Origin of the sequence: Streptomyces sp. LHD-70, from assembly GCF_031157275.1 — a bacterium.
In the GTDB taxonomy this organism is placed as follows: Bacteria; Actinomycetota; Actinomycetes; order Streptomycetales; family Streptomycetaceae; genus Streptomyces.
Window position 1 is genome coordinate 421,305 of the sequence record NZ_JAVIFW010000003.1, and the last position, 20,825, is coordinate 442,129.

Genomic DNA, 20,825 nt, shown 5'->3' on the forward strand with positions numbered 1-20,825 from the left:
GCACCGGCGCGGTGTGGTCTGGGTGCTCTCCGCGTAGGGGCGAGCGGAACGGTGGAGGGGAAGGAGCACCGGCCCCTTCCCCTCCACCGCACGTGACCTACGGGGTCAGCCCTGCGCAGCCGCCCTACGGCGCCGTACGACGAACACCGCGCCCGCGCCGACCGCCACGGCACCCGCGCCCGCGAGGGCGAGCGGCAGCGTGGCCGACGAGGCACCGGTCTCAGCGAGGTCGCCCCCGGCCTCGCCACCGGCCTTCCCGTCGGCCCCGGACTTCGCCGACGCACCGGCACCGCCCTGCGCGGAGGTGCCCTTGTTCTGTTCCGTGCCGGTCCCGCCCGGGCCGGGGCGCTCGTCGTCACCGCTGCCGGGCTTGCCGGGCTTCGCGTCGTCGACGTCGCCGGGCTCGCTGCCGACGGGCAGCACCTCGAAGTCGTAGCGCTTCATCGGACCGAGCACACACGGCTTGTACGCGTCGAAGGCGTCGGCGGCGAACAGCGCGAAGCCCTCGGCGTTCTTCGCGCCCTTCCCGACGGCCTTCGCGTCGACGGTGAGCCGCATCTTCACCTCGCTGCGCGCACCCGGCTTCAACTCGTCGATACGGCCCAGGTGTTCGGCACCCTCGTCCTGGTCGAGCGCGTGCCACGCGGAGCCGTCCGACCACTCCACCTTCAGCGCCTCGTCGAGCCGCGCGTCCTTCAGGTGCGCACCCGCCAGGGGGTCGACGCTCAGCGTGCGCGTGCCGCCGTTGGTGATGCGGAACGTGAAGCCGACGCTCTCGCCCGCCACCACCTTCGCGGGCAGTCCGACGGCGGCCGAGGTCAGCGCGTTGTCGCGGACGCACTCGCGGGCCTCTGCGAGCGCCTTGTCGGCGGCCTCCTTGGCCGTGCGTGCCTCGCTCAGCGCCTTCTTCACCAGGTGGTACTTGCGGGTCGCGGCCACCCGCGCGTCATCGAGCTCCGTGCGGGCGGCCTTCGCCTTGCCGCGTGCCGTCTCCAGCGCCTCGACGGCCTCGGCCTGTGCGGTCTCCGCCGCGTCCAGGGCCTTCTGCGCCTCGGCCTTCTCGGCCTCGCTCCCGGCCGCTTCGAGCGCCGCCTTCGCGTCCGTCACGTCCTGGTCGGCCGCGTCCTTCGCCTCGGCGGCGTCCTTCGCGACCTTCTCGGCGTCGCGCCAGGCCTTGTTGAGCGGGTGCGATTCGGACTCCAGCGCCTTCATCGTCGCCTCGACCTCCTTGCGGCCTTCGCTCTCGGCGACCACGGCGTCGTCGTACGCCGTCTTCGCCGTCGCGGCTGCCTTCTCGAGGTCTTCGTACGTGGGCACGTTCTCGTCGCCCGACGCGCTCGGCCGGGCGGCGGCCTGCGTCACGGGGGTGCCGTGGGCGAACGCCGGTGCGGCGGCCGCGAGGACGACGGGCGCGGTCACGGCGGCCACGACGGCGGTGGCAAGGGCGCGGTTCAGCGTCACAGGGGACCTCCCTGGTCGGGCGGAGTGGCTGGAGTGCGATGAGTGTAGGGCGCCCTCGGACCGCTCCCACCTGCGATTTCCGCCGGTACGAGGGGATCGGGCACCCTCGGCGTCACGCGAAGCGGGCATACCGGGAAGGTTGTGCACGGTGCAGGCGATTCTTCTGTGACTCATGCCATAGGCGGGGTTGGTGGTCCAACTCCCGCCCCGCGCAAGGGTGAGGTAATCCCGTTCGGTGGACGTCGGGCACACCCGCGTGAGTAGCATCCGGGCACACGACTCCAACAACTCGATGAAAGGGAGCCGTTGTGTCTGACGAGAATGTCACTTCCTCGGTCCAGGACCGGTACGCCCCGCAGTTCGCTCAGGAACTGGCCCGTAACGAGCAGGAGCAGAAGGAGCTCGAGGCGCGCCTCGCCCAACTCCGCGAGGACCACACGGCGTTGAGCGGAATGCTCGCCGCGCTCGGCCACGAGACCACACCCAGGAGCGAGCCCGAGACGGCAACCCCCGCATCCGTGACGGACGAGGCCAAGGCGGCGGGGGAGTCGGTGCCGCAGCAGCGAAGCTCCGGCAAGAAGCCGACGACGGCCAAGAAGTCGTCCGTCACGAACAAGGCCTCGGCGACGAAGAAAACTCCGGCCAAGAAGACCACGCCGAAGACGGCCACGAGCAAGGCAGCCACGAGCGATACGGCTACGACCAACACGGCCACGAGCAACACGGCCACGAGCAACACGGCCACCAAGGCACCAAGCGGCAAGACAGCGACCAAGGCCCCCGGAGGCCCCACCCTCCAGGACGTCATCGCGGGCCTGCTCGGCGGCCACTCCCCGGAGCGGCGCACCGTGCGGGAGATCTTCGACGAGCTGAAGCAGAAGCACCCCGAGCGCGCCTCCAGCACCCAGTCCGTGCGCAACGCCCTCAACGGCCTGCTGCGCAAGGGCGCCATCGAGCGCGAGGAGAAGCAGGGCGCGGTCTGGTTCGGCACGCCCGCCACCGCCGCCCCGACCGCCACCTCCACCGCCCCCTCGGCGACCACCACACCCGCAGCCGAGTCCGCCGACGAGAAGCCCAAGGCCCCCGCAGAGGCCTGACGGACGGAAGCGGGGGGCCGGGTAGGGCTCAGCCCAACATCCGGCCCAACTCGGCAAGTTGACGCTCCACCGGCCCGAACGTCAGCAACCCGCCGCCCGGCCCAGCACACACCACAGCGCCTCGTTGAGCAGATCCCGCGGCGGTGCGGGCGCCGTGCGCAGCCCCGTGCGGCCTCGTCGATCCGCCCGAGATCGGCGAGGAGCAGCGGCCGGACCCAGGGCTCGTGCGGACCCTGATCGGCGTCGGGGTCAACGGTGGCCGTCGTGCCGTGCAGAACGTCCACGGAGAGCAGGGCCAGCGGCAGCAACCCCTCGGAGAGGCCGGGCATCCCGGCGCCTTCGAGGGTGCGGGCCGCCTCGCGGTACGCGGCACGGGCCGCGTCGGCCGGTTGCGTCAAGGTCGTGCGCAGCCCCCGGTGCGGCCAGCGCAGCGCGGCGACGACCGGCAACCGCCTCACCATGCCCGTCACCGTCCTCCAGCAGGACTGGCGCCGCCCTCGGCCACGAGGCGGCCGCGCTGTGGGGAGCGTGGGCCGACAACCTCGACCACACCACCGTGACCTGCGGCCACTTCATGGCCGAGGAGGCCCAGAAGGAGGTCGTACGGGCGCTGCGCGCACTCCTCGCGCGGGCATGACACCGGGCCTCCTCGCGCGGGCATAACGCCCCCGCAGGGGCCAGGCGGCATCTGGGCAGCCGCAGTGGGCGCCGGTACGTTCCTCGACGACCCCACCTCGACGACCCCACCTCGGCCGACCGCTCGCCCGCACGGCCTGCGCCCAAGGAATGCGAGGTACCGACATGACACCGCCCCCGCCTCCCCCGCCGCCCCCCGACATCACCCGCAAGGCGCTCCTGAAAGCCGCCCTCGTCGCCGGAACCGTGCCCCTGCTCACCTCCGGCGGCACCGCGCTCGCCCGCGACACCGCCGCCCGCGGCGGCCCGCTCGCACCCACCCCGACCTGCGACGACGGCGACGGTCCCACCCATGAGCAGATGGAAGGGCCGTACTTCAAACCGAACTCGCCGCTGCGCAGCGACCTCGCGCCGCCGGGCACCCCCGGCATCCCGCTCACCGTCAGCGGCTATGTCTTCAGCCGCACCTGCACCCCGCTGCCCGGCGTGCTCCTCGACTTCTGGCAGGCGGACGACAACGGCGCCTACGACCTCGCCGGATACGCCTTCCGCGGCCACCAGTTCACCGACTCCACCGGCGCCTTCGCGCTCACCACGATCGTGCCGGGCCTCTATCCGGGACGCACCCGCCACCTGCACGTGAAGGCGCAGGCCCCGGGCGAGGCCGTACTCACGACGCAGCTGTACTTCCCGGACGAGCCGCGCAACCACACCGACGCCCTCTTCGACCCCGCGCTGCTTATGACCGTCCAGGACAACGGAACCGACCGGCAGGGCACCTTCGACTTCGTCCTTGACGTGGCGCCCGCCGCCCAACAGCGTTGACCCTGTGGGGGGTTGACCTCGTCCGGGCGGGCGCACCACACGCGCAGGCGCGCCCGCCCGTCACGAGCTGCCCCTCCCGCACGACCGGTCCAGCCGCCACAATCTGTGACCGAACCCCCCGCACGACGCCTGTGCGAAGCTGGACGGGTGAGCAATCTGGAGGACCTCGTACGGCTCCGCAAAGCCCGTGACGTCATGGACCGCGACTACGCACAGCCACTGGACGTGGCGGCCCTGGCGCGGGTCGCCCTCATGTCGCCGGGCCACTTCTCCCGCAGCTTCCGCGCCGCGTACGGGGAGACTCCGTACAGCTATCTGATGACGCGCCGCATCGAGCGCGCCAAGGCCCTGCTGCGGCGCGGCGACCTGTCCGTGACCGAGGTGTGCTTCGAGGTGGGCTGTACGTCGCTCGGCTCGTTCAGCTCGCGCTTCACCGAGCTGGTGGGCGAGAGCCCCAGCGCCTACCGGGCCCGTGACCACGCGGACGGGGCCGCCGTCCCTCCTTGCGTCGCGAAGGTCTACACCCGACCGGTCAGGAACGGAGAAGCGAAGCCCGTGCCCGGCGCCTAGCGTGAAGCGCATGGACATCAACCTCACCACCTGTTTCATCGCCGTCGACGACCACGACAAGGCACTGCCCTTCTACCGGGACGTCCTCGGCCTGGAAGTACGCAACGACGTCGGCTTCGAGGGCATGCGCTGGGTGACCGTCGGCTCGCCCGACCAGCCCGACGTGAACATCGTCCTCGAACCGCCGCTCGCCGACCCGAACGCCCCCGCCGCCGACCGGCAGGCCATGGCGGAACTCCTCGCCAAGGGCCTCCTGCGCGGCGTCATCTTCCAGACCGACGACGTCGACGCCACCTTCGAGCGGATCCGCGCCGCCGGCGGCGACGTACTCCAGGAGCCCGTCGACCAGCCCTACGGCGTCCGCGACTGCGCGTTCCGCGACCCCGCCGGCAACATGCTGCGCTTCAACCAGGCCCGCAAGAGCTGATCCCGCGGCCCCCGCGGCCCACACGCCCCCACCCTCACGGAAAGATCTGCTTGCTCGCGTCCCGGATCGCCGCCAACTCCCGCTCGTAGAAGGCGTGGAGAGGCGATCCGGGACGGTACGCGTGGCACGGCACCGACTGCCGGTCCGGCTGCGCGTGGTACTGCGTGACCACCAGCGCCTCGTCCATGCGGTAGATCGTCGACGCCCGGAAGCCGGGACAGGCCCAGATCTCCACCGCCCCGGCCGGCGCGGTCCCCGCGAGCCGGACGCAGTCGGCCACCGCCTCCTGGACCTTCGCGCGCACGTCGTGCTCCGTGTAGACCGGGTGGAAACGTGCGCCGAGCGCGGTCACACATGCAGGGTCGGTGTGGTCCGCGAGGAAGAACCTGACCTTCGCGCCCGGCCTGCGCACGAGCCGCAGCAGCTCCTCGCGGTGCGCGCCGCGCCAGGTCGTGGACCAGGCGCAGGACACGTCGAGGGTGCGGGTGCGGGCCAGGTGGTGGTCCCAGTCGAGCAGGTCGAGGTAGTCGGCGCCCACGGCGAGCAGGCCGCTCTGCTCGACGTCGTGCCGCAGGCCGATCGCCTCGGTCAGCTCCTGCCGGTCGCGGCGCCTGCCCGCGAGGTTCACGAGTACGGCGATGCCCACCGAGGTGATCAGCACCTCCCCGGCGACGGACCGGAGTTCGGCCGCGGACGGCCCGCTGGAGAGCAGCAGCACCGCCCCCGCGGCGAACGCCGCCGCCCCCAGGAACCAGGTGGCCAGACTGTTGAGCTGTCGATAGGGGAGCGCGGGCGCACGCATACGGGGTCGGTCTCCGTACGGATTCGGGGGGATGGGGAGCGGCCCCGGACCGTGCCGTCGCACGTTCCGGGGCCAGGCCGGGGCCCGTCAGGTGAGCAGACGCAACAGCGCCGCGCAGGCCTCGGCCTCCGTACTGTGGTGGGTGATCACTTCGTACATGCCGCGCTCGTACGCGCCGGTCTCCCACGCGCCATCGGGTGACCTGCGCAGGAACAGGAAGTCCGGGGGCGTGGGGGCCGGTTCGTGGACGCCTTCGATGCGGTAGTGGCCGTCGGGCACTCCCGCCGCGGTCAGCGCGGCACGCAGGGTGGTGCGGTTCATGGCGCGTCCGGGGCGGTCACTGCGGGACGGGGGCGAGGTAGCCGTGCTCCAGGAGCCACTTCACGTTCAGCCGCTGCCCCTCGCCCGGGTCGAGGAACACCGCGTCCAGCTTGATCTGCTGGCCCCCGCCGGGCTGCTCGAACCACGGGGCGATGCTGCCCTGCCACACCCAGAACGGCTTGCTGACCTTGTACACGCGGTAGTCGCAAGGGGCGCTCGCATCACGGGTGTTGAGGTTCTGCGGCGGCAGCGCCCGCTCCTCGTACGGGTCACCGGCCGGGGCGAGATACGCGCCGTACTCGGAGCCGAAGCGGTCCAGGCGCTGTCCCTCGCGGAGCTTGGTGGGCTCCTTGTCGATCTCGCCGTTCTTCTCGGCGAAGCCGTCGTTGGGCGGGTACTTCCAGCCGCCGCCGTCCGCCGGGCCCTCCCAGTACTTCTTCAGGTACGCGTCGTCGGAGAGGCCGCCGGTCCTGTTCCAGTTCTTGAGCAGCGGGCCGACCGGAGCGTGCCACTGCTTCGGCAGCCGCTTCGGGCCGAGGCGGGCGTCGCCGTGGTACTCGCCGGTGCACGTCGCGCCCGGTGCGGCCGCGGCGCGGGTCTGACCCGGCGCTTCGGGCGCGGCGGCGGCCGACGGCGCCAGGGCCACGGTGACCGTGACACCCAGGGCGGCGAAAACGATGCGGAGCGGGCCGGTCGGCTTCACTCGGGTCCTCCTCGTACGACACAGGGGCGGCCGTCCGGGCCGCCCACTCGAAGTACGCACGGTAATCACCGTGTCGCCGTGTGCATCCGCCGCAACGCCGAAGTGGCTTGATCCGTACGGCAGTCGACCGTGCGGAGACGCGGGTACGAGAACGCCGACCCGCCCTGCCGCGACGCACGGCCGGGGGGACCGTGGTGTCGGGCGGGGCGGGTCGGCGGGGCCGGAGGGGGTCCGGCCGGGGGAGGCCCGCGGTGGTGCGCGGGCCCGGCTAGATGATCAGCGAGAGCAGCAGGACCAGGGCACCGGCGACGACCGAGATGATCGTTTCCATCACCGACCAGGTCTTGATGGTCTGGCCGACGTTCATGCCGAAGTACTCCTTGACCAGCCAGAAGCCCGCGTCGTTGACATGGCTGAAGAACAGCGAGCCGGCGCCGATCGCGAGGACGAGCAGGGCGGTGTGCGCGGTCGACATGTCGGCGGCGAGCGGCGCGACCAGACCGGCGGCGGAGACCGTCGCGACGGTCGCGGAACCCGTGGCCAGGCGGATGACGACGGCGATCAGCCAGGCAAGGAGCAGCGCCGGGATCGCCCAGTCCTTGGAGATCTCCAGGACCATCTCGCCTACGCCGGAGTCGATCAGCGTCTGCTTGAAGCCGCCGCCGGCGCCGACGATCAGCAGGATGCCCGCGATCGGGGCGAGCGACTTCTCGACCGTGGCCGTGATCCGGCCCTTGGAGAAGCCGGCCGCGCGGCCGAGCGTGAACATACCGACGACGACCGCGGCGAGCAGGGCGATCAGCGGCGAGCCGATCACGTCGAAGACGCGCTGCACGGTGTGCTCGGGGTTGTCCACGACGATGTCGACCAGGGCCTTGGACAGCATCAGGACGACGGGAAGCAGCACGGTCGAGATCGTGGCCCCGAAGCTCGGCAGCTTGGCGACGTCACCGGAGGGGCGCTTGTCCAGCGCGTCGGACGAGCCGTCGGAGCCCACCATCTTCTCGGGCACCGGGATGTCCACCCAGCGGGCCGCGACCTTCGAGAACAACGGACCGGCGATGATCACCGTCGGTATGGCGACGAGCACGCCGAGCGCGAGCGTGACACCGAGGTTGGCGTCGACCGCGTCGATGGCGACGAGCGGGCCGGGGTGCGGCGGGATCAGGCCGTGCATCACGGAGAGGCCGGCGAGGGCCGGGATGCCGATGCGCATCAGCGAGTAGTTGCCGCGCTTGGCGACCATCAGGACGACCGGGATCAGCAGCACGATGCCGACCTCGAAGAACAGCGGCAGTCCGATGACGCTGGCGATCAGCACGATCGCCCAGGGCATGGACCGCCCGCCGGCCTTGGCCAGGATGGTGTCGACGATCTGGTCGGCGCCGCCGGAGTCCGCGAGCAGCTTGCCGAGGATCGCGCCGAGGGCGATCAGCACGCCGACGCCCGCGACGGTCGAGCCGAGTCCGGCGGTGAAGCTCGTGATGGCCTTGTCGAGCGGGGCACCGGCGAAGGCCCCGAGCGCGAGCGACCCGATGGTCAGCGCCAGGAACGCGTGCACCTTGAACTTGGTGATGAGCAGGACGATGACGGCGATGCCCGCGAGGACGGCGATCCCGAGCTGGGCGTGGCCCGCCGAGGTGATCGGCTCGACGGCATCCGCTGCCAACGTCTCGACGCTGAGACTGGTCACGGTGTTTTCCCTTGCAGGAGAGGGGTGGTTACGGGGGAGGAGGGTGCTACGGGGAGGGCGGTGCGCCGCCGTCCGCCGCGTCGAGGGTGCGGAGGGCTTCGACGGCGCGCTCGGTGATCTCCGCGGGGCTGCCCGCCACGTCGACGTCGACGCCCGCCTCGTCCGCGCCGAGCGGCTGGAGCGTGGCGAACTGCGAGTCGAGCAGCGCCGTCGGCATGAAGTGGCCCTGGCGGTGCGACATCCGGTCCTCGATGAGCTCGCGCGAACCGGTCAGGTGGACGAAGACGAGGCCGGGTGCGGCCGACCGCAGCCGGTCCCGGTAACTCCGCTTGAGCGCAGAGCTGCTGACCACGCCGCCGAGACCGGACCTGCCGTGGGCCCAGGCGCCGATGGCGTCCAGCCACGGCCACCGGTCGTCGTCGGTCAGCGGGGTGCCGGCCGACATCTTGGCGATGTTCGCCTCGGGGTGGAAGTCGTCGCCCTCGGCGTACGGGACGCCGAGCCGGGCCGCGAGCAGGGGGCCGATCGTGGTCTTGCCGGTTCCTGCCACGCCCATGACTACGACGACGTGGGGGGTGTGCATGGCTGCGCCTCGCTGTCTTCTTCGACATCCGTTCACACGGCCGCGGTCGTGCGTTACGCCACTGAAACTCATTAGGTCAGAGGAATTCAAGACTCTGTGACTTAAAAGTCAGACTTATTGTCGCCGAGCTCGCCTCGTAGGCTTACGCCATGACTGCACAGGTCCGAGGACTGCACGCCCGCGTACTGGAGAGCCTCGGGCCCGCCATCACGGGCGGCGCGTACCCGCCCGGCAGCGTCCTGAGGATGGACGAGCTGTCGAAGGAGTTCGAGGTGTCGCGCTCCGTGATGCGCGAGGCGGTGCGCGTCCTGGAGTCCATGCACCTGGTCGAGTCGCGCCGCCGCGTGGGCGTGACGGTCCTTCCGGCGCCCGAGTGGAACGTCTACGACCCCCAGGTCATCCGCTGGCGACTGGCCGGCGCCGACCGGCCGCGGCAACTGCGCTCGCTGACCGTGCTGCGCTCCGCCGTCGAGCCGACGGCCGCGGGCCTGGCCGCCACCCACGCGACCGCCGAGCAGTGCGCGGCCCTCACCGAGTGCGCGATCGGCATGGTCTCCCACTCACGCGGACGGCAGCTCGAGGGCTATCTGATCCACGACATCGAGTTCCACCGCACGATCCTGCGGGCCTCGGGCAACGAGATGTTCGCCCGCCTCGGCGACGTGGTCGCGGAGGTCCTCACCGGACGTACGCACCACCAGGTGATGTTCGAGGACCCGGACCCGGCGGCGGTCACGCTGCACGTCAAGGTCGCCGAGGCCGTACGGGAGGGCGACGCGGAACGGGCTCAGGAGCTGACCCGTGAGATCACGCTCGGCGCCCTGGAGGAGCTGGACGTTCTGGCCCCCTAGGCCCTGTCTTCAATCACCGCCCTTCGGGCGACGGCGGGAGATTGAAGACAGGGCCTAGGTCCGTCAGGCGAGTTCGAGCGTCCAGTTCTGGCCGACCAGGTCGTGGCCGAAGCTGTGGTGCGGGGACTCGTCGGCGAGCGTGAAGCCGTGGGCCTCGTAGATCCTGCGGGCGGAGACCAGTGAGGAGTTGGTCCACAGCGTCACCCGTCGGTACCCGGCCGCGCGGGCCAGGTCGAGGCAGTGCTCGACGAGCCGGTTGCCGAGGCCAAGGCCGCGCGCCTTCGGGGTGACGAGAAGGGTGCGCAGCCTCGCCGTGCCGGGCTCGTCGGCGGCCACCAGGAACACGCAGCCCGCCCGCTCCCCGTCGACCTCGGCGATCCAGGCGGCCTCGCGCGCCGGGTCGTGCCCGGCGGCGTAGTCGGCCACGATCCGGGCGACCATCGCCTCGAACTCTCCGTCCCAGCCGAACTGTTCGGCGTAGCACTCGCCGTGGGCCATCACCACCCAGCCCAGATCCCCGGGTCGGTCCGCGGGGCGTACGACGACGTGCGGGGGTCCGTCCTGAGGTGACATGGGGTGCTCCCGTGGCCTGTGCTCGCGCCTCCCGGCGCCCACTGACACGACTGTTTCAGTAGCTCTAGGCTAGGCCCATGTCCGAGGAAGCGACAACCCCCTCCGCCCGGCAGGTCGAACTCCTTGAGGCGGCCTACGCGTACGCGCTCACGCACGGCCTCGCCGACCTCTCGCTGCGCCCCCTGGCCGCCGCCATCGGCTCCAGTCCGCGCGTCCTGCTCTTTCTCTTCGGCAGCAAGGACGGTCTCGTACGGGCGCTGCTCGCGCGGGCCCGCGCCGACGAGCTGGCCCTGCTCGACCGCTTCGGCCCCACCGGGCGGAAGGAGTCCATCGGGCTCGTGCGGGCGGTCGAGGAGGTGTGGGCCTGGCTGGCCGCGCCCGAGCACCGGCCGCTGCTCCGCCTGTGGGCCGAGGCGTACGCCCGCTCGCTCGTCGAACCCGACGGCGCCTGGGGCGGGTTCGCGCGCCGCACCGTGGGCGACTGGCTCGACGCCCTCGCCGGCTGCCAGCCCCCGGCCGAGCGGAACAGTGAGCAGGGGGCGACCCGCCGCACCCTCGCCCTCGCCGTGCTCCGGGGCGCACTCCTCGACCTGCTCGCCACGGACGACGAGGCGCGCGTCACCGCGGCCGTACGGGCTGAGTTCGATCTGCTCGGGTCCGGGGGTGAGGAGTCCCGGCGCATCCGCTAGTCTAGGTAGACCTATCTACCTAATTAGTGGAGTGCGCGATGACGGGAACCGGCTCAGGCGCGGCGGGTGCGGGACGGCGGAGGCCCGCGAGGGAGCGGCTGCTCGCGGCTGCCGCCCGGCGCTTCTACGCCGACGGCGTGGCGGCCACCGGCATCGACACCATCACCGCGGAGGCCGGTGTCGCGAAGATGAGCCTCTACAACAACTTCGCGTCCAAGGCCGAACTCGTCGGCGCCTACCTCGACGCCCGGCACGAGGAGTGGCTCGGCCTCTACCGCGCCCGCCTGGAGCAGGCCGACGGTCCGCGTGCCGGAGTGCTCGCCGTCTTCGACGCGTACGCCGACCACGCCGCGTTCGCGTACGAGCAGGGCTTCCGGGGGTGCGGGCTGCTCAACGCGGCGGCCGAACTGCCCGCCCGGGACCAGGGCCGCGCGGTGGTGCGCCGCCACAAGGAGGAGGTCGAGCGGCTGATCGCGGATCACCTCGCCGAGCTGCTGCCCGAACAGCCGGACCGCGCACGGGAGTTGGCTGAGCACCTCGCGTTCCTCCTGGAGGGTGCGATGGCCCGCGCCGGCCTCGAAGGCGACGGCGCCCGCGTGCAGCGCGCCCGTACCCTCGCCGAGTCCCTCCTGGACACTCTGTGACCGGCGCGGTGGCCCAGCGGTCCGTGGGCCTCGGCGCGCTCTGCGTCCTCGCGGCCTCCGTGCTGTGGGGCACGACCGGTACGGCCGCGACCTTCGCGCCCGGCGTGGGCCCGCTCGCGATCGGCGCCGTCGCCATGGGCCTCGGCGGACTCCTGCAAGCCCTCATCGCCGCACCCCTGATCACCCGTCATGCGCCCGCCCTGCGCGCCCGGCGCGGCACCGTGCTGCTCGGCGCGCTCGCCGTGGCCGTCTATCCGCTCGCGTTCTACAGCTCGATGCGGCTGGCCGGGGTCGCGGTCGGCACCGTGGTCTCCATCGGTACGGCGCCACTCGCCTCCGCCCTCATCGAACGCGCCGTGGACCGGAGGCACTTGACCCGCCGCTGGAAACTCGGCGCCGCCCTCGGCCTGACCGGCACCGTCCTCCTCTGCCTCGCCGAAGCCGTGCACGCCCCCGCACCCGGCGGACCGGACGGCCGCTCCGTGGCGGGCACCCTCCTCGGCGTGGGCCTCGGCCTGATCGCCGCCACGACGTACGCCCTCTACTCCTGGACCGCCCACCGGCTCATCACCGACGGCATCCCCTCCCGCGCCGCGATGGGCGCCGTCTTCGGCGTGGGCGGGCTGCTGCTCGTGCCCGTGCTGCTGCTCACCGGTGCCCCGCTCCTCGCGTCGTGGTCCGCCGCGGCCGTGGGGGCGTACATGGCGCTTGTCCCGATGTTCGCCGGGTACGTGCTGTTCGGCTGGGGGCTCGCGCACGTACCGGCGAGCACGGCCACCACCCTGTCGCTGCTAGAACCGGCCGTCGCCGCCGTCCTCGCCGTCCTGGTCGTCGGCGAACGGCTGCCTGCCGTCGGCTGGGCCGGAGTCGCGCTCGTCGTCGCCTGCCTGGCCGTCCTCACCGCGCCGGGCCGCCGGCCGGCCGTGCGTGGGCGTGGGGCACGTGTGGAGACGGCGGTCGCGGAGAGAATCAGGGACGCATCACCGTCGTAGCGCCCTGAACAGGAGTGAGTGACCGTGACCATCCGCCGCGCCATGCCCGACTTCCGCACCGGCGACCTGGAGCAGAACCGGGACTTCTACGGCAAGTTGGGCTTCCAGGAGGTCATGAACCAGGGCTGGATCATGACGCTCGCCTCGCCGTCCAACCCCACCGCCCAGGTCAGCTTCATGACGCACGACAAGACCGCGCCCGTCGTGCCCGACCTCAGCGTGGAGGTCGAGGACGTGGACGCGGTCCATGCCGCGCTGCAAGGCAGCGGCGCGGAGATCGTGCACCCGCTGCAGGACGAGGAGTGGGGCGTACGCCGGTTCTTCGTGAAGGACCCCGACGGGCGCGTGGTGAACGTCGTCAGCCACCGCTGACCACGCTCACCGGGACCGGACCTTCGGCATACGGGCCTCCGTCACCACCCCGTCCGGCCAGTCGATGCGCGCCAGATGCCCGCCGTCACCGTCCGGCCGCACCTGGAGCGCGGGGTGGTGCGCGGGCGCCTCGCGCCTCAAGGTGACCGTGGCGGCGAGGGCCGTGCCGGGCGCGGGGACCTCGGCGGTCAGCCACGGCACGGCCGTGAACCGCCCGAGCGGACTGGTGCCTTCCTCCGTGTGGACGCCCGCCCAGGCGAAGCCCGTGAGCGCGTGCAGCTGCGACGTCAGCCCCTCCGTCGAGGCGGTCGCGTACGGCTGCGGGGCGTGCCCGGAATCCGATCCCGGCAGCGCGTCACCGGTCAACGGCCAGCCGCCCAGGCGGAGTTGGACGGCAGGACCCGGCGGACCCTCGACCCTGGCGAGGCGGACCTCGACCCCGTCGCGTACGACCGACGCGACCGTGACCACCGGACCGGGAACCGCCGGGCCGGTGCGGCCGGAGCCGTGGTCGAGGCCGGTGTCGCCGGTGAGGTCCACCCAGTGCACCCGGCCCGAGGAGAGCGCCATCAGGGCGCCGTCCGGGAGTTCCCGCGTGCCGTGGGCGTCGAAGCCGGTGCGGTGCGAGGCCCGGCCGTCGGCGTCGAGCAGAGCGACCGTGTTGTCCAGCGGGTCCGCGACGGTCGGGCCGGTCAGCGGCGGCAGCGTGGCCGTGGAGTAGCCGAGGCGGGCGTAGACCGGGGCGTCGGAGCGGACCGTGCCGGGCAGGGCGTGGTCCGTACCGTGGTTGAGGACCGTGACGATGCCGTCGGCGCGCCGGGCGGAGACCAGCCAGCCGGGCGCCTCGACCGCCCTGGACTGGTCGGACTCCTCCAGCGGCAACGGCTCCTCGACCGCCGTCCACACCGGATGGTCGGCGGGCAGCGCGAGCCCGAGCATGCCCTTCGCCGCCCAGTACGGCGATCCGGGGCCCGAGTAGGACTGCCGCATGCCGGGCCAGGCGTGATGCCAGCCGAGCGTCAACAGGCCTTCGGCGTCCGGCACTTGGCGTCGCGCGAAGTGGTCGAGCATGCCGCTCGCCGCGCGCCGGGTGAGCCCGGGGGCGAGCCGCCCGGCGCCCGTGTACGCGCCCACCCACAGCGGGGCCGCGGCCGCGTACCGGTAGATCAGGCTGCGGCCCTGCAGCAGCGGCGCACCGTCGGCGCCCACCAGGCGGACCGCGTCGTCCAGATACCGGGCGAGGTCCGCCTCCCAGCGGGCCTGCACCTCAGGCGGGCAGAGCGAGCCGGTGACGTCGAAGAGGCGGGTCCACAGCAGCGGGTAGGTGTGCAGCGCCCAGCCCACGTAGTGGTCGTAACCGCGCTCCTCACCGTCGGCCAGCCAGCCGCCCGCGCGCCGCATCGAGGCGTGGAACGCCAGGTCCTCCTCGATGTCCGTGGCCGACCAGGGCCCGCCCGCCTCGCGCAGAAAGGACTCGGTGACGATCCGGAACCACACCCAGTTGTTGCGTACGTACGGCTGGTTCACCACCGTCGACAGCCAGGCCACCGTCGCCTCGCGCACCCGGTCGTCGAGCTTGTCCCACAGCCAGTCCTTGGTCAGCTGGAGGATCAGGGCAAGGGAGGCGGCCTCCACCTTCGCCTGCCCCACCAGGTCGGGGCGCGGCCAGGCCTCGGGGTGATGCGGGTCGGTACCGGCGGCGAGCCCGGCCGCGTACCGCTCGATGAGGTGGTCCGGGTCGGCGCCGCGCTCGCCCGCGATCCGGAATCCGGCGAGCAGCAGGGAGCGCGCGTACCCCTCGAGGCCGTCGGAGTCCGGGCCCGACGAGCTGTACGGGCCGGGCAGGAGGATGCGGGCGCCGCCGGGGGAGCGGTGGGCGTCGAGGGCCTTCAGCATCCGGTCGGCGAGCGCGGCCCAGTGCCGCCGCTCCCAGCCGGTACGGGGAGAGATACGGGAGCGTGCGGGTACGTCAACTCCGTTGTGCGGCTTCATACTTACTCCTCGCGCGCGGCTCAGGCCTGCCTGGTCAGGGAGTCCCGGGTGAGGGGGGCGAGCGGGGGCCGGCCGTTCGTGAGGCGTTCCAGCTCGGTGAGGGCCATGCCGCTCATCCGGCGCGCCTCCGAGCCGAGGGAGCCCGCGATGTGCGGGGTGAGGATGACGTTCGGCAGCGCGTACAACGGCGAGTCTGCGGGCAGCGGTTCGGGCTCCGTCACATCGAGGATCGCGTGCAGGCCCGCGGCACACGCCTTCTCCAGGGCGGGGGTGTCGACGAGGCTGCCGCGCGCGGTGTTGATCAGGACCGCGTCCGGCGGCAGCGCCGCGAGTTCGGCCGCGCCGATCATGTGCCGGGTCTCGGGCAGGGCGGGCGCGTGCAGGCTCAGCACGTCGGCCTGCGGCAGGGCTTCGGCGAGGCTCACGGGTTCGGCGCCCGCCGCGCGTACGGCAGCGGGGTCGGCCACCGGGTCCACGACCAGGACGCGCGCCAGGTCGAGTTCGCGAAGGAGCCGCACGAGACGGCTCCCGATCCGGGAGAAGCCGACGACGACCACGGTCCGCCCCACACCACTGAGTTCGCCGCGCCCCTCGACGTACCGCAGATCTTCTCGGTACGTACGGGCGTCCTGCGCGAGGAACGGCGCTTTCTTGAACGCCCACAGGACGGCCGCCAGGGTGAAGTGCACTACGGGCTCGGCGTTGGCGTCGGCGGCCGTCGTGACGAGGATGCCCCGGTCGAAGACCGCCTCGGTGACATGCCCGCGCACGGAACCGGCCGCGTGCAGGACGGCCCGCAGGCGCGGTGCCGCGTCGAGCACGTCCGCATCGAGGCGCGGGCAGCCCCACGAGGTGATCAGCACCTCGGCCCCGGCCAACCGGCGCCGGGCCTCGGGCGAGGCCAACTCACTTACGGAGAGGGGCTCTTCGACGCGTGCGAGGGCGTGCAGCCGGGCTTGCTCGGCCGGGCCGAACTGCATGGCGAGCGCGCGGTCCTCCATGACCAGGAGGGCGCGGGGGCGGGGCGACTCGGCGGACGACACGGACGACACGGGCGACACGGACGACACGGACGTCACGGATGACGCGGGCGACACGGGCGACACGGATGACGCGGGCGACACGGGCGACACGGACGACACGGACGTCACGGATGACGCGGGCGACACGGGCGACAAGGGGCCTCCAACGGAAGGTGCCGGAAGGTGCGAGCTTCATCGGGGAACAGTCTGCGGCCGTGAACATCACCAGGGCAGGGTCCCGCGCGAACGCAGGCCGTCCGCCGTACCCCTCTGGCCCCGGACCGCCCCCCGGGGTACTTCGTCCGGCCCCCGCCGGGCGGCGCCGCACCGCCGTGCTCCCTAGCGTCGCTTGAGGCAGGGGCATGCCTCGACGCAGTGCAGGGGTGCCCGCGGACCAGCGGGAAGTGAGGGCGCGCACGATGCGAGCAGAGGTACGGGGCGCGGCGGGAATCCTGGCGGCGTGCGCGCTGACAGCGGCGGCGGCACCGGTCGCGACGGCCGACAGCACCGGCTCCTGGAGGGTGAGCGTCACGCCGAGCACGGTCGCCCCCGGCGGGCAGGTGACGCTCAGCTCCAGCGGCTGCCAGGTGCCCACGGTCAAGGTGGATGCGCCGATCTTCGACCCGGTCGAACTGAACGAGGGCCACTCCGCCACCGCACATGTCTACCCGGACGCCAACCGGGGTGCCGAGTACGAGGTCACGTTCACCTGCAAGCGCAAGACGAAGACGGTGCCGCTGAAGATCGCCGGAGGCGGCCACACAGGCGGACAGACGGGAGGGCACACCGGCGGCCGCACCGGCGGCCAGCACACGGGCGTGCCCCACCGAGGCGTGAAGGCGGGCGAGGGCGGCGCCTTCTCCGACATCAGTCCCACCCAACTCGCCCTGGGCGGCGCCCTGGTGGCGGGCGTCCTCGGCTTCACGGTGATGCAGGTACGGCGCAGGGACGAGTGAGCCGCGAGGCCCCGCCCGGCCCTCACCGGCCTCCCCCGCCACACGAGGCGGCCTCGTTCAGCTCAGGTGCCGGGTGAAGAAGCGGAGCGTGCTGTCCCCCTCGAACGCGGGGATCTCTCCGTGCTTGCCGGGGTTGGCGTGCAGCGTCTTCTCGGCCGAGGCCAGGGCGTCGAACAGCGCCAGGCTCGCGGCCCGGGGCACCCGCTCGTCGTCCCACTGCACCAGGAACTCCACGGGCACGGTGACCCGCCCAGCAGCCGACTCCGACTCCGACTCCGACTCCGACACCGACACCGAGTCCGACTCCGGCACCGAAGCCCCGCCCAAGCCCAGGACCGCCGCGCGGACCCGGGGCTCGGCGGCGACGAACGGGACGCCGAGCCCGCAGCCCAGCGACACTCCCCAATAACCCACCGGCCCGGCGCCGACGTGGCCGAGTTCCTGGACCGCGTCCAGGACCGCCCGCCATTCCGGGACCGTCCGGCGTGCCACCATCGCCTGGAAACCGGCGATCAGCGGAGCCAGTTCCTCCCCGGCCGCCACGCGGGCCGCGTTCCCGGTCGCGATCCGGTCGTACTCCTCGTCCTTCGGCCGGTCGCCATGACCGGGTACGTCGACCGCCACCACCGCGAAACCGCACTCGGTCACGAAGCGGCGGGCGCGGAACTCGATGCCGGGGGCCTTCTTGTGCTGACCGCCGCCGTGGCCCATCAGGATGAGGGGCCGCGTACCGGCGGCATCCGTCGGTGTCCACAGCACGCCGGGAATCTCACCGAGGGTGAAGAGCTGCTCGGACACACCGTCCGACGACGTCTGAGAGGTGAAGCGCATAGCGTTGCAAGCCTTTCGGGATGCCTTACGCGGGCACTCCCCGAGCCATGCGGGAGAGGGAGCCCCGACCTGTCACACCGTTGATCGGTCTCACCTCCTCGGTCCGCAGCGACGCACAGCGGCGGCGAACGTACCACAACCGCCTTCACGCGCCCCTGTGTTGGGTAAGGCCCCGCACCCCGTAGAACAGCGCACCCGCCCCGAGCACCGCACTCCCGGCCACCACCGAAGCGGTCGGCAGCGCGAAGGCGAGGAGCGCGCACCCGGCCAGGCCGGCCAGCGGGACGATCCGGGGCGGGCGGCCCTCGGCCGGAGTCAGCGTCCGGGCCGAGGCGTTGGTGACGGCGTAGTACGCGAGGACGGTGAACGACGAGAAGCCGATCGCCTCCCGCAGGTCCACCGTCGCCGCCGCCACCGCGACGACCGCGCCGACGGCGAGTTCCGCGCGGTGGGGCACCTGGAAGCGAGGGTGGACGGCGGAGAGCCCGTGCGGCAGATTGCGGTCCCTGGCCATCGCCAGCGTCGTACGGGAGACGCCGAGGATCAGCGCGAGCAGCGAGCCGAGCGCGGCCACCGCCGCACCCACGCGCGTGACCGGCACCAGCCACTCGGCATCCGCCGCGCGCGCCGCGTCCGCCAGCGGGGCGGTCGCCTCCGCCAGACCAAGGGGCCCGAGCGCGGCGAGCACCGCCACCGACACGGCCGCGTACACCGCGAGCGCGATGCCCAGGGCGAGCGGGACGGCCCGGGGGATGGTGCGCTGCGGATCGCGTACCTCCTCGCCGAGCGTCGCGATCCGCGCGTACCCGGCGAAGGCGAAGAACAGCAGCCCGGCCGCCTCCAGGACCCCGCCGGGTGTTACGCCGTCCCCGAGGGCGAGGCGGTCGCTCCACGCCGGCCCCGAGGACGTCCCCACCGAGACGGCGACGGCGATCACGACGGACGCGAGGACCGCGAGGACGACCGTGACGATCAGGCGGGTGAGGAGCGCGGACTTCTGCACGCCCGCGTAGTTCACGGCGGTCAGCACCAGGACGGCCGCCACCGCGACGGCATGCTCCCGCCCCGGCCAGACGTACGCCCCCACCGTGAGCGCCATCGCCGCGCACGACGCCGTCTTGCCCACCACGAAGCCCCAGCCCGCGAGGAACCCCCAGAACTCGCCGAGCCGGGCGCGCCCGTACACATAGGTGCCGCCCGACGCCGGGAAGCGGGCGGCGAGCCGCGCGGACGACGTCGCGTTGCAGTACGCCACCAGCGCGGCGATCCCAAGGGCCGGCAGCAGGGCCGATCCCGCCGCGCGCGCCGCGGGGCCGAGCGCGGCGAAGATGCCCGCACCGACCATCGAGCCGAGCCCGATCACGACCGCGTCGGAGAGCCCCAACTGCCTTCGCAGTGCCCCGGGTTGACTGTCTCCGCTCGCTGCCTCGTGCATGTCCTCACTCCGTTGCCCGTTACCCGTACTGGAAGAATCTTCTAGAAATCTGTTCCACTCGACCTGTGCCGAGGGTCATACTTCTCGGGGCCGCCGGAGTTCGGGGGACCGGCGGCCCTCGGTGGAAGGTAACTGCTCCAGGTAACGGGGCGCCGTACGGAGGGCGTTGGTGTCTGACCTGCTGGGGGCGGTGGTGTACGGGGTCGTCGCCGGGATGCTGCTCGGTCTCGCGGTATGGGGGTTCGTGAGGCGGCGCAGGGCGGCCCCGGAGTCGCCCGGGCACGTGGCGACCCGGCCCGAGGAGGAGACGGCGCGCACCGAACTGCGCCGCCTCGCCCGCCAACTCGACCGCGACCGCGACGAGTTGAGCGCCCAGGGCCACAAGGCGGAGGCCGCCTACCGGGCCCGGGCCGCCGTCGCGCAGTGGCAGCGGCTCGTCGCGGCTCAGCCCGGCCGTTACCAGGGGGAGCGGCACGCCGCGCTCGTGCGCCTGAGTGAACTCCTCGTGGAGACCGGCCGGCCCGAGGAGGCCGCCCGGGTACGGCAAGAAGCCGCCGAGGTCGCCTGGCGCGGCAGCCGCGGCCCGACCCTGCCCGGCCATCCGCCGCCCGCCCGCCCGGGCCCGGATACGGCCCCGCCGAAGCCGCCCTCGTCCGGCACCGGACGCCGAGGCTGAGCTGCGGCAGCGGCGCGGAGGTGGGCCGTGACTCCGCTTCACCGCTCCGGATGCCTGGTCGCGCCCACTTCGCCCGGCCCGGCTCCGACTCCCGCTACAGCGAGGGCGGATCTCCCCAAGGCGCCTCCAGGGCCGACCGCAGCGCGGCCACGTGCTCCTGCCCGATCCGCTCCGCTAGCACCTGCTCCAGCCGCGCGAGCGTGCACCGGGCCTGCTCGTGGGCGCGCTCGCCCGCCGGAGTGCGGCGGATCAGACGCCGGCGGGCGGAGTCCGGGTCGGGGGCCTGTTCGAGCAGGCCGAGAGTGATCAGGCCGTGCACCGCCTGATGGGTGGACTGCCGGGTCACGCCCATGCGCCTGGCCAGCTCGGAGACCGTCGTGCCGCCCTCGTCGAGGGCCGCGAACACGGCCGCCTGCGTGGGGGAGACGGGCTCGGCCCCGGCCCGCGCCAGCGCGTCGAACAGGGCTTCCTCGAACCAGCGCCTGGCATCGCCGAGGAGCTGCGGGAGCTGGCGACCGGCTGCGGGCATCGCTTCCTCACCTACGGAACGGGGCGGAGGGCGGGCGGGGAAAGGGCGAGCCTATCGCCCGGGACCCGCGGGCTTCCCGCCGATGACTCACTGCGTCAGGCTGCCTGACATGAACCCGAGCCCCTCGGCAGCAGGAGAAGCTGCT

Annotated in this window: 22 protein-coding genes and 2 pseudogenes; 12 read left to right on the forward strand and 12 right to left on the reverse strand. The window is 72.8% G+C overall.

The features are described 5' to 3' along the window. Positions 1-105 precede the first annotated feature (105 nt). A complete protein-coding gene (locus tag RCO28_RS09935; RefSeq protein ID WP_308940634.1) occupies positions 106-1,461 on the reverse strand; it encodes an LAETG motif-containing sortase-dependent surface protein in 1,356 nt (451 codons plus the stop codon). Between the two features lie 308 nt (positions 1,462-1,769). Between RCO28_RS09935 and RCO28_RS09940 the strand changes: the two genes are divergently transcribed. The 5 genes and pseudogenes from RCO28_RS09940 (at position 1,770) to RCO28_RS09960 (ending at position 5,016) form a co-directional block, all read left to right on the forward strand. Further along, positions 1,770-2,558, forward strand: a complete 789-nt coding sequence (locus RCO28_RS09940) for a hypothetical protein (RefSeq protein ID WP_308940635.1) — start codon at positions 1,770-1,772, stop codon at positions 2,556-2,558. Between the two features lie 444 nt (positions 2,559-3,002). Beyond that, a pseudogene (locus RCO28_RS09945) lies at positions 3,003-3,195 on the forward strand (alpha/beta hydrolase); the annotation flags it as partial. 164 nt (positions 3,196-3,359) lie between these two features. Further along, positions 3,360-3,995, forward strand: a pseudogene (locus RCO28_RS09950) (dioxygenase); the annotation flags it as partial. Positions 3,996-4,166: 171 nt separating this feature from the next. Then, entirely contained in the window at positions 4,167-4,589 is a 423-nt protein-coding gene (locus RCO28_RS09955; RefSeq protein ID WP_308940636.1) for a helix-turn-helix transcriptional regulator, read from the forward strand. Between the two features lie 10 nt (positions 4,590-4,599). Then, positions 4,600-5,016 carry a VOC family protein gene (locus tag RCO28_RS09960; RefSeq protein WP_308940637.1) on the forward strand — a complete coding sequence of 139 codons (417 nt, stop codon included), beginning with the start codon at positions 4,600-4,602 and terminating at the stop codon, positions 5,014-5,016. Between the two features lie 34 nt (positions 5,017-5,050). Here RCO28_RS09960 and RCO28_RS09965 read toward each other — a convergent pair whose 3' ends face one another. The 5 genes from RCO28_RS09965 to RCO28_RS09985 form a co-directional block, all read right to left on the reverse strand. Further along, positions 5,051-5,818, reverse strand: coding sequence for a hypothetical protein (locus tag RCO28_RS09965; protein WP_308940638.1), 768 nt, complete (start codon positions 5,816-5,818; stop codon positions 5,051-5,053). 87 nt (positions 5,819-5,905) lie between these two features. Further along, entirely contained in the window at positions 5,906-6,139 is a 234-nt protein-coding gene (locus tag RCO28_RS09970; RefSeq protein ID WP_308940639.1) for a hypothetical protein, read from the reverse strand. Positions 6,140-6,155: 16 nt separating this feature from the next. Next, positions 6,156-6,842, reverse strand: a complete 687-nt coding sequence (locus tag RCO28_RS09975) for a TNT domain-containing protein (RefSeq protein ID WP_308940640.1) — start codon at positions 6,840-6,842, stop codon at positions 6,156-6,158. A gap of 268 nt (positions 6,843-7,110) precedes the next feature. Continuing rightward, positions 7,111-8,535 (reverse strand): gluconate:H+ symporter, encoded by a 1,425-nt coding sequence (locus RCO28_RS09980; RefSeq protein WP_308940641.1) that lies wholly within the window; start codon positions 8,533-8,535, stop codon positions 7,111-7,113. 46 nt (positions 8,536-8,581) lie between these two features. Beyond that, on the reverse strand, positions 8,582-9,118 hold the full coding sequence (locus tag RCO28_RS09985; RefSeq protein WP_308940642.1) for a gluconokinase: 537 nt from the start codon (positions 9,116-9,118) through the stop codon (positions 8,582-8,584). A gap of 149 nt (positions 9,119-9,267) precedes the next feature. Here RCO28_RS09985 and RCO28_RS09990 point away from each other — a divergent pair, with 149 nt between their 5' ends. Continuing rightward, entirely contained in the window at positions 9,268-9,969 is a 702-nt protein-coding gene (locus RCO28_RS09990) for a FadR/GntR family transcriptional regulator (protein ID WP_308940643.1), read from the forward strand. Between the two features lie 63 nt (positions 9,970-10,032). Here the strand turns inward: RCO28_RS09990 and RCO28_RS09995 are convergent, their stop codons facing one another. After that, entirely contained in the window at positions 10,033-10,542 is a 510-nt protein-coding gene (locus RCO28_RS09995; RefSeq protein WP_308940644.1) for a GNAT family N-acetyltransferase, read from the reverse strand. 77 nt (positions 10,543-10,619) lie between these two features. On the opposite strand from RCO28_RS09995, the gene RCO28_RS10000 reads away from it, so the two are divergent. From RCO28_RS10000 to RCO28_RS10015, 4 genes are read left to right on the forward strand one after another with little or no spacing between them, the layout of a single operon-like run. Then, positions 10,620-11,231 (forward strand): TetR family transcriptional regulator, encoded by a 612-nt coding sequence (locus tag RCO28_RS10000; protein WP_308940645.1) that lies wholly within the window; start codon positions 10,620-10,622, stop codon positions 11,229-11,231. Between the two features lie 38 nt (positions 11,232-11,269). Further along, complete coding sequence (locus tag RCO28_RS10005; RefSeq protein ID WP_308940646.1) at positions 11,270-11,875, forward strand: TetR/AcrR family transcriptional regulator; 606 nt, start codon at positions 11,270-11,272, stop codon at positions 11,873-11,875. Further along, entirely contained in the window at positions 11,872-12,867 is a 996-nt protein-coding gene (locus tag RCO28_RS10010; RefSeq protein WP_308940647.1) for a DMT family transporter, read from the forward strand. The genes RCO28_RS10005 and RCO28_RS10010 overlap by 4 nt, the downstream gene beginning before the upstream one ends. 24 nt (positions 12,868-12,891) lie before the next feature. After that, on the forward strand, positions 12,892-13,239 hold the full coding sequence (locus tag RCO28_RS10015; protein WP_308940648.1) for a VOC family protein: 348 nt from the start codon (positions 12,892-12,894) through the stop codon (positions 13,237-13,239). 6 nt (positions 13,240-13,245) lie between these two features. Here the strand turns inward: RCO28_RS10015 and RCO28_RS10020 are convergent, their stop codons facing one another. Together RCO28_RS10020 and RCO28_RS10025 are read right to left on the reverse strand one after the other, a co-directional pair. Beyond that, complete coding sequence (locus tag RCO28_RS10020) at positions 13,246-15,231, reverse strand: DUF2264 domain-containing protein (protein WP_308940649.1); 1,986 nt, start codon at positions 15,229-15,231, stop codon at positions 13,246-13,248. Positions 15,232-15,251: 20 nt separating this feature from the next. Then, complete coding sequence (locus RCO28_RS10025; protein WP_374991138.1) at positions 15,252-16,232, reverse strand: hydroxyacid dehydrogenase; 981 nt, start codon at positions 16,230-16,232, stop codon at positions 15,252-15,254. Positions 16,233-16,672: 440 nt separating this feature from the next. Between RCO28_RS10025 and RCO28_RS10030 the strand changes: the two genes are divergently transcribed. Beyond that, positions 16,673-17,209: a hypothetical protein gene (locus tag RCO28_RS10030; protein ID WP_308940651.1), complete on the forward strand. Its 537-nt coding sequence runs from the start codon at positions 16,673-16,675 to the stop codon at positions 17,207-17,209. 57 nt (positions 17,210-17,266) lie between these two features. Here RCO28_RS10030 and RCO28_RS10035 read toward each other — a convergent pair whose 3' ends face one another. Together RCO28_RS10035 and RCO28_RS10040 are read right to left on the reverse strand one after the other, a co-directional pair. Further along, complete coding sequence (locus RCO28_RS10035) at positions 17,267-18,040, reverse strand: alpha/beta hydrolase (RefSeq protein ID WP_308940652.1); 774 nt, start codon at positions 18,038-18,040, stop codon at positions 17,267-17,269. A gap of 145 nt (positions 18,041-18,185) precedes the next feature. Beyond that, a complete protein-coding gene (locus RCO28_RS10040; RefSeq protein WP_308940653.1) occupies positions 18,186-19,475 on the reverse strand; it encodes an APC family permease in 1,290 nt (429 codons plus the stop codon). Positions 19,476-19,644: 169 nt separating this feature from the next. Between RCO28_RS10040 and RCO28_RS10045 the strand changes: the two genes are divergently transcribed. Next, on the forward strand, positions 19,645-20,151 hold the full coding sequence (locus tag RCO28_RS10045; protein ID WP_308940654.1) for a hypothetical protein: 507 nt from the start codon (positions 19,645-19,647) through the stop codon (positions 20,149-20,151). 94 nt (positions 20,152-20,245) lie between these two features. On the opposite strand, the gene RCO28_RS10050 is transcribed toward RCO28_RS10045, so the two are convergent. Further along, positions 20,246-20,680, reverse strand: coding sequence for a MarR family winged helix-turn-helix transcriptional regulator (locus RCO28_RS10050; protein WP_308940655.1), 435 nt, complete (start codon positions 20,678-20,680; stop codon positions 20,246-20,248). Between the last annotated feature and the right edge of the window lie 145 nt (positions 20,681-20,825).

Coding starts and splice junctions, on each gene's coding strand:
- RCO28_RS09960 (WP_308940637.1), top strand. CDS start 4,600: ATGGACATCAACCTCACCACCTGTTTCATCGCCGTCGACGACCACGAC.
- RCO28_RS09965 (WP_308940638.1), bottom strand. CDS start 5,818: ATGCGTGCGCCCGCGCTCCCCTATCGACAGCTCAACAGTCTGGCCACC.
- RCO28_RS09970 (WP_308940639.1), bottom strand. CDS start 6,139: ATGAACCGCACCACCCTGCGTGCCGCGCTGACCGCGGCGGGAGTGCCC.
- RCO28_RS09985 (WP_308940642.1), bottom strand. CDS start 9,118: ATGCACACCCCCCACGTCGTCGTAGTCATGGGCGTGGCAGGAACCGGC.
- RCO28_RS09990 (WP_308940643.1), top strand. CDS start 9,268: ATGACTGCACAGGTCCGAGGACTGCACGCCCGCGTACTGGAGAGCCTC.
- RCO28_RS09995 (WP_308940644.1), bottom strand. CDS start 10,542: ATGTCACCTCAGGACGGACCCCCGCACGTCGTCGTACGCCCCGCGGAC.
- RCO28_RS10000 (WP_308940645.1), top strand. CDS start 10,620: ATGTCCGAGGAAGCGACAACCCCCTCCGCCCGGCAGGTCGAACTCCTT.
- RCO28_RS10005 (WP_308940646.1), top strand. CDS start 11,270: ATGACGGGAACCGGCTCAGGCGCGGCGGGTGCGGGACGGCGGAGGCCC.
- RCO28_RS10020 (WP_308940649.1), bottom strand. CDS start 15,231: ATGAAGCCGCACAACGGAGTTGACGTACCCGCACGCTCCCGTATCTCT.
- RCO28_RS10025 (WP_374991138.1), bottom strand. CDS start 16,232: ATGGAGGACCGCGCGCTCGCCATGCAGTTCGGCCCGGCCGAGCAAGCC.
- RCO28_RS10030 (WP_308940651.1), top strand. CDS start 16,673: ATGCGAGCAGAGGTACGGGGCGCGGCGGGAATCCTGGCGGCGTGCGCG.
- RCO28_RS10035 (WP_308940652.1), bottom strand. CDS start 18,040: ATGCGCTTCACCTCTCAGACGTCGTCGGACGGTGTGTCCGAGCAGCTC.
- RCO28_RS10040 (WP_308940653.1), bottom strand. CDS start 19,475: ATGCACGAGGCAGCGAGCGGAGACAGTCAACCCGGGGCACTGCGAAGG.
- RCO28_RS10050 (WP_308940655.1), bottom strand. CDS start 20,680: ATGCCCGCAGCCGGTCGCCAGCTCCCGCAGCTCCTCGGCGATGCCAGG.